The sequence below is a fragment of the Subtercola lobariae genome (genome assembly GCF_014640255.1).
In the GTDB taxonomy this organism is placed as follows: Bacteria; Actinomycetota; Actinomycetes; order Actinomycetales; family Microbacteriaceae; genus Subtercola; species Subtercola lobariae.
The window spans coordinates 101,002-117,190 of the sequence record NZ_BMGP01000003.1 but is presented as its reverse complement, the minus strand read 5'-3'; the positions used below and the strand labels follow the sequence as shown (position 1 = coordinate 117,190).

The window sequence follows — 16,189 nt, the reverse complement described above, 5'->3', positions numbered from 1 at the left end:
CATGAGTGATGCAGCCGGTGCACGGCAATCGGTTCTGAGCGGGCTGAGCGGCAACGAGATGTACTGCATCGACCTGCTCGGGTACCACCCGGGCAATCTGCTGGTGGGTAACAGCGTGTTCTCGCGCGGGTTTCTCGGGTCGCTCAGCTCGGGTTTTCGGGGAATGATCGGCGGCGAGATCACGGCCATCACCGAGATGATCACGCAGGGGCGGCACCTCTCGATGCAGAGGCTCATCGGCGAGATGCAGCAGCACTCGGGCCACGGCGCCACCAGCGTCACCACCGAACTCATCTTTCACGCCCAGAACATTGAGTTCTTGTCGGTGGCGTCAACGCTGCACCAGAAGGTAGGCGTGCCGGCGACCGCGTTCACCTCTGCGAGCGACGGCCAAGAGCTCTTCTGCCAAGTGGATGCCGGCTACCAACCCGTCTCGTTCGTGATGGGTAACGTCGCCTACTCCATCGGCGTCGGCCGCGGCATCACGGGCGCGTTCAAGCAGATGGCGCGGGGCGAAGTGCGGCAGTACAGCGACCTGTTCGCGCAGACCCGTAACCTGGCGCTGCAGCGCATCGTCGACGAGGCTCGGTCGGTGGGGGCGAACGCTGTCGTGGGCATCACCACGAACATCCTGCCGTTCGGCGGAACCGCGGTGCAAGAGATGCTGATGGTGGGCACGGCCTCCCAACACGATATTTCTGACCCGTCGTTGGCGGCAATGGGTGTGGTGACGAGCGACCTGACCGCCGAAGAGATGTGGAGCCTCGCACGCATCGGGTACGCGCCCATGAAGCTCGTGATGGGCACCTCGGTGTACTCGCTCGGCTTCGTCGGCGGAATCACCTCGGCCTTCAAGAACTTCGTCAAGGGCGAGATCAACGAACTGACCCAGCTCATCTACGGCGCCCGCGAGGAGTCGCTCGGCAAGGTGCGCGACCAGGCCACCGCCGTCGGCGCCGACGACGTCATCGGCATCAAGACCTACGTCTACGATCTTGGCGGCAGGCTCATCGAATTCCTGGCCATCGGCACTGCGGTGCGCCGCACGACGGCCGCCCACACCCGCTCAGAGCAGCTGCCGCCGCAGGCCATCGTGCGCGACCGCGACACCTTCTTCAACACCGCAGAGCGCGCCTACGGCGTCACCCTCACCGAGCAGCAGCAGTAGCCCTGTCGCCCTGAGGGGGCAACTGTGGTCACTGACGGGCCAATGTGCATCGTGCGGTACGAATGGGATGGGCGCTGATTCTCCACAACAAACCCATCGCTGAAGTTGTGAACAGAATCTCGGGATTTCGCTAACCGACCCTGTGCTACAGGCGACGCTTGGCGGATGCAGATTCCCATATCCCGACGACGTTCAGAATGTCTATTCCTGTCTAGACAGACGTGTCTATTGCGCCCTGGACTGCTAATATGAGGCGCAGGCAAATCGATCGAGCGATTGTTGAGATTGCTCGGCAAGCGGGCCTGACGGCAATTCTGATGCACGGCGCAAACCACGACAAGTGGTACGTCAACGGCGTGATGGTTGCTGTACCGCGCCACCGAGAGATCGGCGGCCGGCTTGCTCAAACGATCATCCAGCAAGTCAAGGAGGCAACACGATGACGAGGTATCACGCCAGGGCGGTTCGCGACGGCAAATTCTGGTTCATCACCGTTGACGCTGTGCGGGGCGCGACCCAGGCTCGTACGATTGCTGAAATAGAGCCCATGGTTCGCGATTACATCGCGATCGTTGAAAGCGTACCGGCGTCGGGCGTAGACGTCGTCGTCGATGTCGAGTTGCCGAAGAATGCCCGAGTGCATCTCGAAGCGATGAACCGACTCCGCGTCGAAGCTGCCGATGCTCAGGCAGCAGCGGCGGCAGAGTCTCGAGCGGCGGCACGAGCCCTGAAAAACGATGGTCTGACCGTGCGCGAGATCGGCCACCTGCTCGGCATCTCACATCAGCGAGCACACCAGCTGCTCGCCGCCTAAGTCGCAACGCAGAAGGGCCGCGCCCCCGAAGGAGCGCGGCCCGGTAGCTCTGCATGCGCAGGGCCTTATACGTGACGCCCGGCGAGGACGGGCGTCACCAGTGGCTCAGACGCCCGGCGAGGACGGGCGTCACCAGTGACTCAGACGCCGTAGTAGAGCTCGAACTCGAAGGGGTGCGGGCGCTGCGCGATGGGCTTGATCTCGTTTTCGCGCTTGTAGGTGATCCACGTCTCGATGAGGTCGGGCGTGAAGACGTTGCCCTTCGTCAAGAACTCGTGGTCGTTCTCGAGTGCGACGAGAGCCTCTTCGAGCGACGCCGGAACCTGCGGAATGTTCGCAGCCTCCTCGGGCGGCAGCTCGTAGAGGTCTTTGTCGACCGGTTCGTGCGGCTCGATGCGGTTTTGGATGCCGTCGAGGCCAGCCATGAGCTGCGCGGCGAATGCGAGGTACGGGTTGCCCGAGGCATCCGGAGCCCTGAATTCGATGCGCTTGGCCTTCGGGTTCGTTCCCGTAATGGGGATGCGCACCGACGCCGAACGGTTGCCGGCCGAGTAGACCAGGTTCACGGGGGCCTCGAAGCCCGGCACGAGGCGGTGGTACGAGTTCACCGTGGGGTTGGTGAACGCGAGAACCGCCGGAGCGTGCTTCAGCAGACCACCGATGTACCAGCGGGCGATGTCGCTGAGCCCGCCGTAGCCGGCCTCGTCGTAGAACAGGGGAGACCCCTCGTTCCACAGCGACTGGTGGGTGTGCATGCCCGAACCGTTGTCGCCGAAGAGCGGCTTCGGCATGAACGTTGCGGTCTTGCCCCACTGGGTGGCCGTGTTCTTCACGATGTACTTGAACTTCAAGATGTCGTCTGCCGCGTGCACCATGGTGTCGAAGCGGTAGTTGATCTCGCCCTGGCCCGCGGTGCCGACCTCGTGGTGAGCGCGCTCGAGAATGAGGCCCGAGTCGATGAGCTTCAGCGAGATGTCGTCGCGCAGGTCGGCGTGCTGGTCGACCGGGCTGACGGGAAAGTAGCCACCCTTGTAGGGCGTCTTGTTGGCGAGGTTGCCACCTTCTTCTTCGCGGCCCGAGTTCCAGGCGCCTTCGCTCGAGTCGACCGAGTAAAAGCTCTTGTTCTGCTTCACTTCGTAGCGCACGTCGTCGAAGATGTAGAACTCGGCCTCGGGTGCGAAGAACGCGGTGTCGGCGATGCCAGTCGAGGCGAGGTAGCGCTCGGCCTTGTGGGCGACTTGGCGCGGGTCGCGCGAGTAGATCTCGCCGTTTCGCGGGTTGTAGATGTCGAAGATGATGATGAGAGTGCGCTCGACACGAAACGGGTCGACGTACGCGGTCGACACATCGGGAATCAGCTGCATGTCTGACTCGTGAATCGAGGCGAAGCCCCGAATGGATGATCCGTCGAACATCTGACCGACCGAGAAGAACTCTTCGTCGACCGTTGATGCGGGAATGTTGAAGTGCTGCTGAACACCGGGAAGATCGGTGAAGCGAATATCAAGGAACTTTACATCGGTGTCTTTGATGAACTTGAGCACCTCGGAGGAATCACTGAACATTTGAGAGGCTCCAAATGGCTGGTACGTGAACAGTTGCAGTCGCAACTAGCCCTGAGCATACGGGCGTGCCATTACTCCGCGGTGTCGCAATTGTTTCGGGCATGTTACGTGCGGGCACGCCAAGAGCGGTGACGTGCCCGATGCTCTCCCGCACGCCACCGTCTTCGGTGGGTTTTCGCTACAGCATGAACAGCATTTCTTGGTACGTCGGCAACGGCCAGAGGTCGTCGGCCACGATGTCTTCGAGCTTGTCGGCCGCTGCGCGCACCGCCAGCATGGCGGGCAGGAGGGCATCGCGAGCGTGTTCCGCTTCGGCAAGGGCTGAGTGCCCTACCTCGTCGGCGAGGGCGCTCTTCAGCGAACCGAGGCCCGCTTTGAGTTCGGCGAGCGGGCCAGAAACGGCGGCCAGGGCATCCGGATCACCCTCGACACCTGCAGCCTTGAGAGCCGCCACGTTCGCTGCAAGCTCTGTCTGGTAGCGAACGGCCGCCGGCAGAATCGACGTTGCGCCCACCTCGAGGGTGAGGCGCGCCTCGACGCCGATGGTCAGCGCGTACTGCTCGAGCCCGATCTCGTACCGCGAGTGCATTTCGCGGTGGTTGAAGACCTTGTACTTCTCGAAGAGTTCCATGGCGGGCTCGGTGATGAGCTCAGGCAGAGCATCCAATGTGGTCTTCAGGTTGGCGAGGCCACGCTTCTCGGCCTCGATGGGCCACGCGTCTGCGTAACCGTCGCCGTTGAACACCACGGCGCCGTGCTCGGTGATGATGTCGGTGAGCAGTTGCTGCACGGCCTTGTCGAAGTCTTCGCCATCGGCGACGGCCTTCTCGAGAATGCCGGCGATGTAGTCGAGCGAGTCGGCCATGATCGTGTTGATGGTGGTCATGGGGCCAGCGACGCTCTGCATCGAGCCTGGCGCCCGAAACTCGAATCGGTTGCCGGTGAAGGCGAACGGGCTGGTGCGGTTGCGGTCACCCGGGTCGGTCGGCAGAATCGGCAGCGTGTCGACACCGATGATCATGGTGCCCTTGCCCTTCGACGAGGTTGCGGCGCCGTTGGCGATCTGCCCGAAGACGTCTTGCAGCTGATCGCCCAAGAAGATCGAGATGATGGCCGGGGGAGCCTCGTTCGCACCGAGACGGTGGTCGTTGGTGGCTGAGGCGACGGATGCGCGCAGCAGGCCTGCGTACAGGTGCACGGCGCGAATGACGGCCGCGCAGAACACCAGGAACTGAGCGTTCTCGTGCGGGGTGTCACCGGGCACGAACACACTGCCGACCTCGGAGTTGCCGAGCGAGAAGTTGACGTGCTTGCCCGAACCGTTGACGCCGGCGAACGGCTTCTCGTGGAACAGACACTCCATGCCATGCTTCTTTGCGATGGTTTTGAACGTGGTCATCAGCAACTGCTGGTGGTCAGCGGCCAGGTTGGCCTTCTCGAACATCGGCGCGATCTCGAACTGGCCCGGCGCGACCTCGTTGTGACGAGTCTTCGCGGGGATGCCGAGTTTGAACAGTTCGCGCTCGGTGTCCATCATGAAACCGAGTACACGCTCGGGAATGGCACCGAAGTAGTGGTCGTCGAACTCTTGGCCCTTGGGCGGCTTCGCGCCAAAAAGCGTACGGCCCGCGTTCAGCAGGTCGGGGCGCGCCAAGAAGAAGTGCCGGTCGACCAAGAAGTACTCTTGCTCGGGCCCGCAGTACGACACGACGTGCTCGGGGTCGGTGTGGCCGAAGAGCTTGAGGATGCGCTCGGCGTGCTCACCCATCGCCTGCTGCGAGCGGAGAAGTGGGGTTTTGTGGTCGAGAGCTTCACCGGTCATCGACACGAAGACGGTGGGGATGCATAGGGTGTTGCCATTGGGGTTCTCGAGCACGTAGGCGGGGCTCGTCGGATCCCACGCAGTGTAACCGCGGGCTTCGAACGTGTTGCGCAGGCCGCCGTTAGGAAAGCTCGAGGCGTCAGGTTCACCCTGGGTCAGCGTTTTGCCGGCGAATTCGGCCAGTGCCGACCCGTCAGAGACTGGTTCGAGAAAGCTGTCGTGCTTTTCAGCGGTGAGGCCGGTCAGCGGGTAGAACACGTGTGCGTAGTGAGTAGCGCCTTTTTCGAGCGCCCAGTCTTTCATTGCGCTTGCGACCGCGTCAGCGACGAGGGGGTCGAGTTTCGCGCCGTGCTCGATGGTGGCGATCACCGATTTGTAGACCGACTTCGGCAGACGCTTCTGCATGACGACCTTGTTGAAGACGTTCTCGCCGAAGATCTGGCCAGGAGCCTCTGTGTTGATGAAGCTGGCCGACGGTGGCACGTACGCTTCAACATCCCGGATGGCTTGCAGGCGAACTCTGTTTCCACTCATTTTTACCCCTTATGCACAGTTCTGACTCGCAGTGTTCTGACAAGTGCGACGAGCCAAATCTAGGCAGTCGCTGTGGCGGGCATGTTTCGGCGGTGTGACAGTTTATGTCTCAGGATGCACGCATAGAATCGCTGGGTGACGAACCAGAATCGCGGCCCCGCGCCGACGTCTTCAGCTGTGCCCCCCAAACGGTGGTCAGGAGCAGCGCCGAGCGAATGGCCGGGGGAGCGGCTGGGTTTTCCCGAAGAGGGGCGAGGGTCGGTGGCCCGGCCGGGGCGCCGCATGATCGCCCTTGTCATCGACTTCGTGGTGTGCTTCGTGATCTACGCCGCGTTCTTCTTCGGCAACCCGTGGGCATCGACGATCATCTTCTTCGGTGAGCAGGTGGTGCTGATCGCGCTGACCGGAAGCGGGTTCGGGCACGTGCTGCTGGGCCTGCGAGTCGTGAAGGTCGATGGCACGTACGCGGGGTGGTGGCGCCCGATCATCCGCACGTTCTTCTTGATTCTGACCGTGCCGCCGCTGATTTGGGATTCAGACCAGCGCGGGCTGCACGACGTGTTCGCCGGAACGGTACTCGTCAGGCGGTAGAAGTGGCGGCAGGTCGGTCTAGCGACCGCGCTGCGGGCGAACCTTCAGAGGGTCGACACCCTTCGGAATGGGCAGATTGGCCGCGCCGAGCGACGTGAGACGGTTGTCGACTGCCAGCACTTCGGGCTTCGTGAGCGTCTGCTTGATACGCGCGAGCTTGCGGGGAATCTTCTGCAAGGCGATGGAATCGGCGTCAGGCCCGACGAACAGCAAGGTCACCGGCACGTTCGGCAGCACACGTAAAATCTTGCGACGCTCATCGTCGAGCATGCGCGTCGTGCGCGACTTGGGGCCTTCGCCGATGAGCACGACTCCGCCGCGGCCCACGGCACGATAGACGGCGTCTTGGGTCTTCGCGTTCACGGCGACAGGCATCTCGCTGCCACGCCAAGTGCGTTTGAGAGAGCTGCGAAGCACCGCTCCGACAGCGCCGGGCTGGCCTTCGATCTGCCCATAGGCCGCCGATTCGGCGCGCCGGCCGAGAACGACCAACGCGATCAGCACGCCGGCGAGCAGACCCGCGATGATCCACAGGGCTATGGCGAAGCCGTTGCCGTCGCCGAGCACGAGGGCGACCACCAGGCCGACGGCCACAGGGCCGAGCACGCTGAGCAAGAGCAGCGGCACGATGTTCTTGTCGTAGCGACGGGTCATCTGAAAGACCTGCCACATCTGTTTGATGCGGCCGTCTTCTTTCGGCTTTTTCGGGGTCTTTTCTTTGGTGCGTGCCATACGTCAATGGTACCGAGTCGCAGGGGCTCCAAACGCCCGGCATTCGGCCTACTACCTCTTCACAACGCAGGCTCTGAGCGAACTGTGCACAGATACGGGCTCCGGATGCCCGGCCGAGCTCACACCGGGCCACGCTGTTCGGGTGCCTCACTTCACTTTTGCGCCCCTCCGCTCAGCTCGCCGACGCCGCAACACGACCACCAGCTCGCCCTCCGTGCGCGGCTACGAGTTGCTCAGCGTGCTCGGCCACGGGCGGCACTGCACGGCGTATCTCGCTACGCCTGTAGACACACCTCAGCCGCTGCTCGACCGGGTGGTCTGCCGGGTCTACACAGCAGGCGGCGAGGATTTTGAGCATGCGCGGCAGATGGCGTATCTCTGGCAAGAACTCGATTCGCCGCACTGCCCGCAGTTTCTCGACGAGCCGCGACATGACAGCGGCGATGCCTCGCCGGCCGTCGTTTGTTCGTGGGCCCGCTGCGGTTCGCTACGGGAGCTGCTCGATCGAAGGCATTCCGGGTTTCGGCTCGGCGAAGCGGTGACGGTGCTTGCACCCGTCGCTCAGCTGCTCGCGGAGCTTCATCGACGCGCAATTACGCACGGCGGCGTCTCGGCCGAGGCGATCCATTTCGATCAGGCTGGGCGGCCGATTCTGCTCGGCTGGGGTGAAGCCACGCACGCCGAGGCTCCGATGGCAGATGTCGTGGCGTTCGCCGAGCTGTGCGAGGTGGTTTTTGCGGCGTGCCAAAAGGCAGACTGGCAAGCGATTCGGGCACGCTCACCGGGGCACGACTGTGCGATCCCGCTGCCGACCGATTTAGCCCAGTGGGGAGCGGGCCGCGAGGCGGAGATGGCGGCGTTGGCCGAGTATTGGGCGAACGTCGAAGAAGCACTCTTCGCGCTCGCCCAACCGTGCCCGATTGAACCGTTGCAGCCCTTCGACTGGGGCGCTGAAACCACCGCGGTGCTGGCCGAAATCGACGCGGAGGTCGAGACGCGGGTGGCCGAGCATCGACAGGCTGAACGACCGCTCGTGCGAATGCGCGCTGGAGTGGTGCGTGCGCTCGGCGGTGCGCGGGTTGCTGCAGCGCGAATAGCTCGGGAGCGAACCATTCGGCTCGTGCCCGGCGGTCAGCGCACGGTATCGGTGAAGACGGTGGTGATCAGTGTGCTCGTGGGTGGGATCGCGCTCACGGGCGCCCTCCTGGCAACCCCGCCGGCTTCGGTGACGGCGGCTCCAGCGCCCACCAATCCGGCCGCCACGGAAAGCCCGGCGTCGGCAGAACGCGTGACGCCTGGTTCGAATTGGAGTTCGAGTTCGGGCAGCGCAGACGCCACCACGGGCGCGACGGCCGCTGCGACTGGCGAAGAGGCTGTCGAGGGAGAAGACAGCCTGGCGGCGTTGACGGCGTTGTTACAGCGTCGCGACGCCTGCTTTCACCAAGCTTCGGCTGGCTGCTTCGACGACGTGGATCAGCAGCAGTCGGCGGCCGCCTCGAACGATCAAGGAGCGTTTGCTGAAGCTGAACGAACAGGATCAACATCGTGGCCGAGATACGTCGTCAGCAGTGGAACCTCACCGCCGCCGATCCAGCGTGTCGGAGATGCGGTGATGATTCCGGTGACGGCGTCGACCGCGGCCGGCGCGAGCACGGCCGTCGCCACTGGCTCCGTCGCCGGAGCGGCACCGGCAGGCAGTACGACAAAGCCGGCCTCCGCCCTTCTCGTGAAAGGGGAGACCGGCTGGCGAATCAGGGAGGTATTTATTCAGCCTGATTGAGGTGGTGCTATCAGATACCGAGGTTCGCGGCGAAGTTGCCCTCTTCGAGGCGGTTCTTCACGGCGACCAGGAAGCGAGCGGCGTCAGCCCCATCGACGATGCGGTGGTCATAGCTCAGGGCGAGGTAGACCGTCGAGCGGATCGCGATGGCGTCGGATCCGTCGACCGTCACGACGACAGGCTTCTTCGTCACGATGCCGGTGCCGAGAATGGCTACCTGCGGCAAGAAGACGATAGGGGTGTCGAAGAGTGCTCCACGCGAACCGGTGTTGGTCAACGTGAACGTGCCGCCACCGAGTTCGTCGGGCTTGAGCTTGTTGTCGCGGGTACGAGCGGCCAGGTCGGCGATCTCTTGAGCGAGGCCGGCCAGGTCGAGCTCGCCGGCGTTGCGCACCACGGGGGTGAGCAGACCACGCTCGGTGTCGACGGCGATCGAGATGTTCTCGTGATCGGGGTAGACGATCGAGTCGCCCTCGATGGTGGCGTTCACGATGGGGTACGCCTTGAGCGCCTCAGCGGCGGCCAGAGCGAAGAATGGCAAGAACGAGAGCTTCGTGCCGGTCTTCTCGGCGAACGATGCCTTCACCGAGTCGCGGAACGCGGCGACCTTCGTCACGTCGACCTCGACCACAGAGGTGAGCTGGGCGCTCGTCTGCATGGAGATGACGGCACGCTCGGCGACGACCTTGCGAAGGCGCGACATGGGAACCGTGGTTCCGCGAAGCGGCGAGACCTCGAGCGGTGCGGCAGCAGCCGCGGGGGTGGCCGAAGCACCACCCTGCGGCTTGGCAGCGACGGCAGCGAGCACGTCTTCTTTGCGAATTCGGCCGCCGACGCCGGTTCCGCTGACGGTCGAAAGCTCGATGCCTTGGTCGTGAGCCAGCTTGCGAACGAGCGGCGTCACGTAACCCGAGTTGCTCGTCGACGATTCTGAAGAGGAGGCAGCAGGAGGCGCAGGCGTTGCCGGAGCAGCGGCCGCGGGTGCAGCGGCAGCAGGGGCTGGTGCGGGCGCAGCAGCAACCGGAGCAGCAGCGGCGGGAGCAGCAGGAGCAGGAGCAGGCGCAGCAGCAACGGGCTCAGGAGCAGCTGCCGGAGCAGGTTCGGGCGCAGCAGGCGCCGGCGCCTCGGCCTCGGTGGTCGCTTCGGTCGAGGGCACCTCGGCGGCCGGAGCCGCTTCAGGCGCGGGCGCAGCGGCAGGCTCGGGCTCAGCGGCCGGCTCGGGCTCAGGTGCCGCAGCAGGCTCCTCGGCGGGAGCTTCGGGCGCAGCCGCGGCCGCACCAGACCCGTCACCGATGGTCACGAGGGGGGTACCCACCTCGACGGTCTCGTCTTCTTGAACCAGAATCTGCTCGATGACGCCCGACACGGGCGACGGAATTTCGGTGTCGACTTTGTCCGTTGACACCTCGAGCAGGGGTTCGTCGACCTCGACGTGATCCCCGACGTTCTTGAGCCAGCGGGTCACCGTTCCCTCGGTTACACTCTCGCCGAGTGCTGGAAGGTTGACGGATTCGCTCATCAGTGTGTCTCCTCTTCAGAAACAGTTCAGTTGTTGATATCTACTTTAGGTGTTCGGTGCGCAGAGCGCTTCGCAGCCCGCGCGGCACCGTCTGCCGCAGGGGCGGCGGCTGACAACGAAATCAGAGCGCGTGCAGCGGCTTGCCTGCCAGAGCGAGATGTGCCTCGCCGAGAGCTTCGTTCTGAGTCGGGTGAGCGTGGATGAGCGAGGCGACGTCTTCGGGGTAGGCCTCCCAGTTGACGATGAGCTGGCCTTCGCCGATCAGCTCGCCGACGCGGGCGCCGATCATGTGGATGCCCACAACAGGCCCATCGTTGACCCGAACCACCTTCACCGAACCAGACGTTCCGATGATGTGGCTCTTGCCGTTGCCGGCGAGGTTGTAGTCGTACGACGAAACCTTGTCGGCGCCGTACTTCTCGGCGGCCTTGGCCTGCGTGTAACCGACCGAGGCGACCTCAGGGTCGGAGTAGGTGACCTTCGGAATGTTGACGTCTTCGACGATCTGCGGCGCGAGGCCGGCGATCTCTTCGGCCACGAAGATGCCCTGCTGAAAGCCGCGGTGGGCCAGTTGCAGGCCGGGAACGATGTCGCCGACGGCGTAGACACCGGGCACGCTCGTCTCGAGGCGCTCGTTGGTGATGACGAAGCCGCGGTCGATGGTGACGCCCTGCTCTTCGAAGCCGAGACCGGCGGTCGAGGGGCCGCGACCGACGGCGACGAGCAGCAACTCGGCCTCGATCACGGTGCCGTTTTCGAGCGTCACGACGACACCCTGATCATCCTGAGTCACGCTTTGAAAGCGCACGCCGAGCGAGAACTCGATGCCGCGCTTGCGGTAGGCGCGCTCGAACTGCTTGCTGATCGATTCTTCTTCGTTCGGCACCAGGTGGGGGAGAGCCTCGATGATGGAGACATCGGCGCCGAACGACTTCCAGACGCTGGCGAACTCCACGCCGATGACGCCGCCGCCGAGAATAGCGACCTTCTGGGGAATGTAGTCGAGCGAGAGCGCAGCTTCGCTGGTGATGACGCGACCGCCGATTTCGAGGCCGGGCAGTGAGCGGGAGTAGGAGCCGGTAGCCAGAATGATGTTCTTGCCCACGAGCGTGTCGTCGCCGACCTGAACCGTCTTCGGCCCGACGAGCTTGCCCTCGCCGCGAATCACCGTGATCTTGCGCGCGTTGATCAGGCCCTCGAGGCCCTTGAACTTGCTCGAGACGATGCCCTCGCGGTACGAGGTGACCGCAGCGAGGTCGATGCCCTCGAACGTGGTCTTGACGCCGTACTTCTCTGACTCACGCGACACATCTGCGACCTCGGCCGAGTGCAGCAGCGCCTTGGTGGGAATGCAGCCGCGGTGCAGGCATGTTCCGCCTAGCTTGTCTTTTTCGACCAGCGCGACGCTGAAACCCAGCTGGCTGGCGCGAAGCGCTGCGGCATAACCGCCGCTGCCGCCACCCAGAACGACAATGTCAAAATTCTGTTCCGACACTACGAGACTCCCTTTGTGCATGAAGATTGTGCTGTGGATGACGGGTGTGAGTTCACATTCGTCAAACGGCCCGCTTGTCGCAGGTCTCTTGATGGCGAGATATTTTTTCGCCCATCAGAGCCTACTACGAGTCACTCGCTCGCCAGCTTCTCCGCCACATCGAGCAGCGTTCGCACAGTTACTCCGGTGGGGCCTTTCGGGGTGAAGCCGTAGCCTTCGCCGCCGTTCACGGCCGGCCCTGCGATGTCGAGATGCACCCACGGAATGGCGCCAGAGCCGTCTGCCTTCTCGCCCACGAACTCGCGCAAGAAGATCGCCGCGATGAGCATGCCGCCTGCGGTGTTGCCCGGCTTCACGTTCTGCAGGTCGGCGATGTCTGAGTTCAGCAGCGGCCTGAGCTCGGCCGGCAGCGGCATAGGCCAGAGTGTTTCGCCCACCGCCTTGGCCGACGCGATGACGCTCGCCACCAGCTCGTCGTCGCCCATGGTGCCCACATAACGATTGCCGAGTGCGGTGACTTGGGCGCCGGTCAGCGTGGCGACATCGATGATCGCGTCGGGGTGCTCTTCGCTCGCGGCGACCAGTCCGTCGGCCAGCACGAGCCGCCCCTCGGCGTCGGTGTTCAGCACCTCGACCGTTCGACCGCCGTAGATGCTCAGCACGTCTCCCGGGCGAATGGCCGAACCCGAAGGCATGTTCTCGGCCACGCACAGCCAGGCCGTCACCCGCACCGGCAGCCCGAGCGCGGCGACAGCCAACGTTGCCGCCAGCACGGTGGCCGCGCCGGTCATGTCGTTCTTCATGCCGATCATCGAGGCCGGCGGCTTCAGCGAGAGTCCGCCCGAATCGAACGTGATGCCCTTGCCCACCAGAGCGAGGTGTCGGGATGCCCGTTCGGGCTCATAACTCACCTTCAGCAATCGCGGCCCCCGCGTCGACCCTTGGCCGACCCCGAGTATTCCGCCGAAGCCGCCCTCTTCGAGCTCGGCCTGCGCCCAGACCTTCAGCGTCACGGGCAGGCCCTCGGCCGCGGCGACGGCACGCTGTACGAGCGTTTCGGGGTAGAGGTCGAGCGGGGGCTCGTTCACCAGATCACGCACGAGGGCGACGGCACGAGCGGCCTCGCGTGCGGCGTCGATTGCCGCGGTGACGGCGGCGTCAGAAGCCTCGAGGTCGGTCGCGAGGGCGATCGATTCGGCACCCTGCTGCCGGGCATCCAGCGACTTCACGCGATAGGCGGTGTAGCTGTACGAGCCCAGTGCGGCGCCTTCGAGAATCGCGCGTACGTCGGTTGCGGTCTCGGCGGGCAGCCCCAGGCCGAAGTTCGCCAGCCCGCGAATGCGGCGTGTCGCGGCTCCGGCGGCATAGCGCAGCGACTCAGCGGTCGGTGTCGACGCTCCGAGGCCCACCAGAACGACGACGCGGGCCCGGATGCCCGTCACCGCCCCGACCCGAACCACTTCGTCTTTCTTACCGCCGAACCCGAGGCCCTCGAACTGCCCCTCGAGCGCTGCCGCGGTTTCGGGCGCTAAACCTGCAGGCACGAGCAGCGACGGGCGGTCATCCACTCTCGTCGCGCCCAGAACGAGCACGTCGGTGTCGAGTTCTGATGCGGGTGTCGGGGTAACGGAAATATCGGGAAGGCTCATGCGCTTAATGCTACCGAGCCATGAACGCGCTGACTGGGTACCGCGCCCGGCATGCGCGTTCGCTCAGGGCTTGAGCCGACGCGACTCAGGGCCCTGGTGGTCAGATTAGAGTGGAAACATGAAGGATCCGGCGCAGTTGTACGAACTGGCAGACGAGGTCGACCAGATACCTGACGGTCTGCCGCTTGTTGCTGCCCTCACCGGGTTCACCGACGCTGGCGGGGCCGTGAGCCAGTTCGGCGAATACGTTCTCGACACCCTGAACAATCGGGTGGTGGCAGAGTTTGACACTGACACGCTGCTCGACTACCGGGCGCGCCGGCCGATCATCTACTTCGATCAAGACCATCTCACCGACTACCAGCCGCAGACGCTGCGGCTCTACCTGGTGAACGACGAACTGGGTCAGCAGTTTCTGTTGCTGCACGGCTTCGAGCCCGACTTCAGGTGGGAGCAGTTCACGGCCGCGGTGCTGCAGCTCATCGACCGTTTTCAGGTCAAGACCACCACGTGGGTGCACGCGATTCCGATGCCGGTACCGCATACTCGCTCGGTCGGGGTGACGGTCAGCGGCAACCGCGTCGAGCTGACCGACGCGATGTCAGTGTGGCGGCCGCACACGCAGGTGCCCTCGAACGTCTTGCACCTCGTCGAGTACCGGTTACAGCAGCTCGGGCATCCGGTCACCGGGTTCGTGTTGCTGATACCGCACTACCTGGCTGACACTGAATACCCGTCGGCCGCCGTGACAGCGCTCGAGTGCATCAGCGCGGCAACGGGCCTCATTTTTCCCACCGACAAGCTGCGTGAAGAGAACCGTGAATTCTTGACGAAGATCGATCAGCAGGTGAGCTCGAACGCCGAACTCGAGAAGCTGGTGGGTACGCTCGAAGAGCGGCACGACAGCTATATGGAGAACGCCGGGCTGCGGTCGCCGTTGACCGACGAAGACGGCGAACTGCCGTCGGCCGACGAGATCGCTGCCGAGCTCGAGAACTTTCTCGCCATCAAGCGGCGCGGCGACGACTCGTCGCCCGGCTTCGGCGGGCTGTAAACCTTCAGCGCCAGGCGCATTCGCCGCCACCGCCTAGACTTGAGCGAGTGAACTCCCGGCGTTCTTGGCTCATCTTCGGCATCGCCGCACTCGCCTACGTCGCCGCCGTTCTGCAGCGCTCGACTCTCGGTGTGGCAGGCGTGGCGGCGGCCGACCGGTTCGACACGTCGGCCGCGGTGCTCTCGAGTCTCGCCGTAGTGCAGCTCATCGTGTACGCCGCGCTGCAGATTCCGAACGGTGTGCTCATCGATAAGGTGGGCCCCCGCCTGCTCGTCGTCGTAGGTACCGGCGTCATGGTGGCCGGCCAGCTGATCTTGGCGTTCTCGCCCGACATCGGCACCGCCATCATCGGCCGCATTCTGGTCGGGGCGGGCGACTCGGCCATCTTCATCTCGGTCATCCGTCTCGTGAACTCATGGTTCTCGGGCCGCATCGTTCCTCAGCTGTCACAGTGGATGGGCAACATCGGCGCCCTCGGCCAGATTCTGTCGGCCGTGCCGTTCGCCCTCGTGTTGCACGCCGCAGGGTGGTCGGTGGCGTTCACCTCGGCGGCATCCGTCGCCTTCTTGGCATTCATGCTGAGCCTCATTGCCCTTCGCGACCGGCCCGCGTCGGTGAAAGCGCCCGTGGCGCCCTCGTTTCGCACCGTGCTCGGCCGCCTCGGGCCCACGCTCAGACGGCCCGGAACTCAGCTCGGATTCTGGTCGCACTTCGTGACGCAGTCGTCGGGCACGGTGTTCGCGTTGTTCTGGGGTTTTCCGTTCATGGTTTCGGCGTTGGGCTTCAGCACCGAGCTCGCTTCGAGCCTGCTGGTGGTGATGGTGGTCACCGGTCTGATCGCCGGGCCCATTCTCGGTGTGCTGACGGCCCGCTTTCCCATGCGCCGATCGAACTTGGTGCTCGCGATCGTCGTGATGCTCGGCGTCGTGTGGACTGTTGTGCTGCTCTGGCCCACCGCCCCGCCCGTCTGGCTCATCGTTGTGCTGGTCGTGGCTCTCGGGGTCGGCGGCCCCGGGTCGCTGATCGGCTTCGACTTCGCCCGTACCTTCAACCCGCCGCACACCTTGGGTTCTGCGAACGGCGTCGTCAACGTGGGCGGTTTCACCGCGAGCTTCATCATGATGTTCGTCATCGGCGTGCTGCTGGATGCTGAACACAACGCCGGCTGGAGCGTGAACCTCTACGACCTCAGCGCCTTCAGAGTGGCCTTCTGCATTCAATACGTGGTCGTCGGCGCGGGAGTCATTTTCTTGCTGCGTTCACGGCGCCGGGCTCGCAGGCAACTCGAAGAAGACGAGGGAATATCGGTAGCACCCTTGTGGGTTGCACTGAGTGCGGCTTGGCAGCGAAGAAAGGCTTGACAAAGCAGTGGCTGACACTGCATGCGTCGGTCAGCTTCGCCCCAGAAACCGTGCAATAATTGTAGGTAGAGACCCGTTCTTGTGTTGGGGTGGTCAGTCAAACGA

The 16,189-nt window shown here is 64.2% G+C and carries 13 protein-coding genes; 7 read left to right on the top strand and 6 right to left on the bottom strand.

Going from position 1 to position 16,189, the window contains the following annotated elements; genetic code table 11:
• Position 1: 1 nt before the first annotated feature.
• The 3 genes from IEX24_RS08560 (at position 2) to IEX24_RS08550 (ending at position 1,982) form a co-directional block, all read left to right on the top strand.
• Positions 2 to 1,168, top strand: coding sequence for a heavy metal-binding domain-containing protein (locus tag IEX24_RS08560; protein ID WP_188676877.1), 1,167 nt, complete (start codon positions 2 to 4; stop codon positions 1,166 to 1,168).
• A 221-nt stretch (positions 1,169 to 1,389) separates the two neighbouring features.
• Positions 1,390 to 1,611 (top strand): hypothetical protein, encoded by a 222-nt coding sequence (locus IEX24_RS08555; RefSeq protein WP_188676874.1) that lies wholly within the window; start codon positions 1,390 to 1,392, stop codon positions 1,609 to 1,611.
• Positions 1,608 to 1,982, top strand: a complete 375-nt coding sequence (locus tag IEX24_RS08550; RefSeq protein ID WP_188676871.1) for a hypothetical protein — start codon at positions 1,608 to 1,610, stop codon at positions 1,980 to 1,982. The genes IEX24_RS08555 and IEX24_RS08550 overlap by 4 nt, the downstream gene beginning before the upstream one ends.
• A gap of 140 nt (positions 1,983 to 2,122) precedes the next feature.
• Here IEX24_RS08550 and glnA read toward each other — a convergent pair whose 3' ends face one another.
• Entirely contained in the window at positions 2,123 to 3,547 is a 1,425-nt protein-coding gene (glnA, locus tag IEX24_RS08545; RefSeq protein ID WP_188676868.1) for a type I glutamate--ammonia ligase, read from the bottom strand.
• Positions 3,548 to 3,725: 178 nt separating this feature from the next.
• The gene (locus IEX24_RS08540; protein WP_188676865.1) at positions 3,726 to 5,903 is read right to left on the bottom strand and encodes a glutamine synthetase III family protein; all 2,178 of its coding nucleotides are present in this window, start codon (positions 5,901 to 5,903) and stop codon (positions 3,726 to 3,728) included.
• Between the two features lie 135 nt (positions 5,904 to 6,038).
• Between IEX24_RS08540 and IEX24_RS08535 the strand changes: the two genes are divergently transcribed.
• Entirely contained in the window at positions 6,039 to 6,494 is a 456-nt protein-coding gene (locus IEX24_RS08535; RefSeq protein ID WP_229715187.1) for an RDD family protein, read from the top strand.
• Between the two features lie 18 nt (positions 6,495 to 6,512).
• Here IEX24_RS08535 and IEX24_RS08530 read toward each other — a convergent pair whose 3' ends face one another.
• Positions 6,513 to 7,226: a DUF4191 domain-containing protein gene (locus IEX24_RS08530; RefSeq protein WP_188676863.1), complete on the bottom strand. Its 714-nt coding sequence runs from the start codon at positions 7,224 to 7,226 to the stop codon at positions 6,513 to 6,515.
• 142 nt (positions 7,227 to 7,368) lie between these two features.
• Here IEX24_RS08530 and IEX24_RS08525 point away from each other — a divergent pair, with 142 nt between their 5' ends.
• On the top strand, positions 7,369 to 9,006 hold the full coding sequence (locus IEX24_RS08525; RefSeq protein WP_188676860.1) for a serine/threonine-protein kinase: 1,638 nt from the start codon (positions 7,369 to 7,371) through the stop codon (positions 9,004 to 9,006).
• 10 nt (positions 9,007 to 9,016) lie between these two features.
• On the opposite strand, the gene sucB is transcribed toward IEX24_RS08525, so the two are convergent.
• The 3 genes from sucB to IEX24_RS08510 all read right to left on the bottom strand — a co-directional run bounded on the left by sucB (position 9,017) and on the right by IEX24_RS08510 (position 13,669).
• Complete coding sequence (gene sucB / locus IEX24_RS08520; protein WP_188676857.1) at positions 9,017 to 10,525, bottom strand: 2-oxoglutarate dehydrogenase, E2 component, dihydrolipoamide succinyltransferase; 1,509 nt, start codon at positions 10,523 to 10,525, stop codon at positions 9,017 to 9,019.
• A gap of 121 nt (positions 10,526 to 10,646) precedes the next feature.
• The gene (gene lpdA, locus IEX24_RS08515; protein ID WP_188676854.1) at positions 10,647 to 12,020 is read right to left on the bottom strand and encodes a dihydrolipoyl dehydrogenase; all 1,374 of its coding nucleotides are present in this window, start codon (positions 12,018 to 12,020) and stop codon (positions 10,647 to 10,649) included.
• 131 nt (positions 12,021 to 12,151) lie between these two features.
• Positions 12,152 to 13,669 carry a leucyl aminopeptidase gene (locus tag IEX24_RS08510; protein ID WP_188676851.1) on the bottom strand — a complete coding sequence of 506 codons (1,518 nt, stop codon included), beginning with the start codon at positions 13,667 to 13,669 and terminating at the stop codon, positions 12,152 to 12,154.
• 118 nt (positions 13,670 to 13,787) lie between these two features.
• Here IEX24_RS08510 and IEX24_RS08505 point away from each other — a divergent pair, with 118 nt between their 5' ends.
• Positions 13,788 to 14,723: a proteasome assembly chaperone family protein gene (locus tag IEX24_RS08505; RefSeq protein ID WP_188676848.1), complete on the top strand. Its 936-nt coding sequence runs from the start codon at positions 13,788 to 13,790 to the stop codon at positions 14,721 to 14,723.
• Positions 14,724 to 14,770: 47 nt separating this feature from the next.
• Entirely contained in the window at positions 14,771 to 16,084 is a 1,314-nt protein-coding gene (locus tag IEX24_RS08500; protein WP_188676845.1) for an MFS transporter, read from the top strand.
• The last annotated feature ends 105 nt before the right edge of the window (positions 16,085 to 16,189 follow it).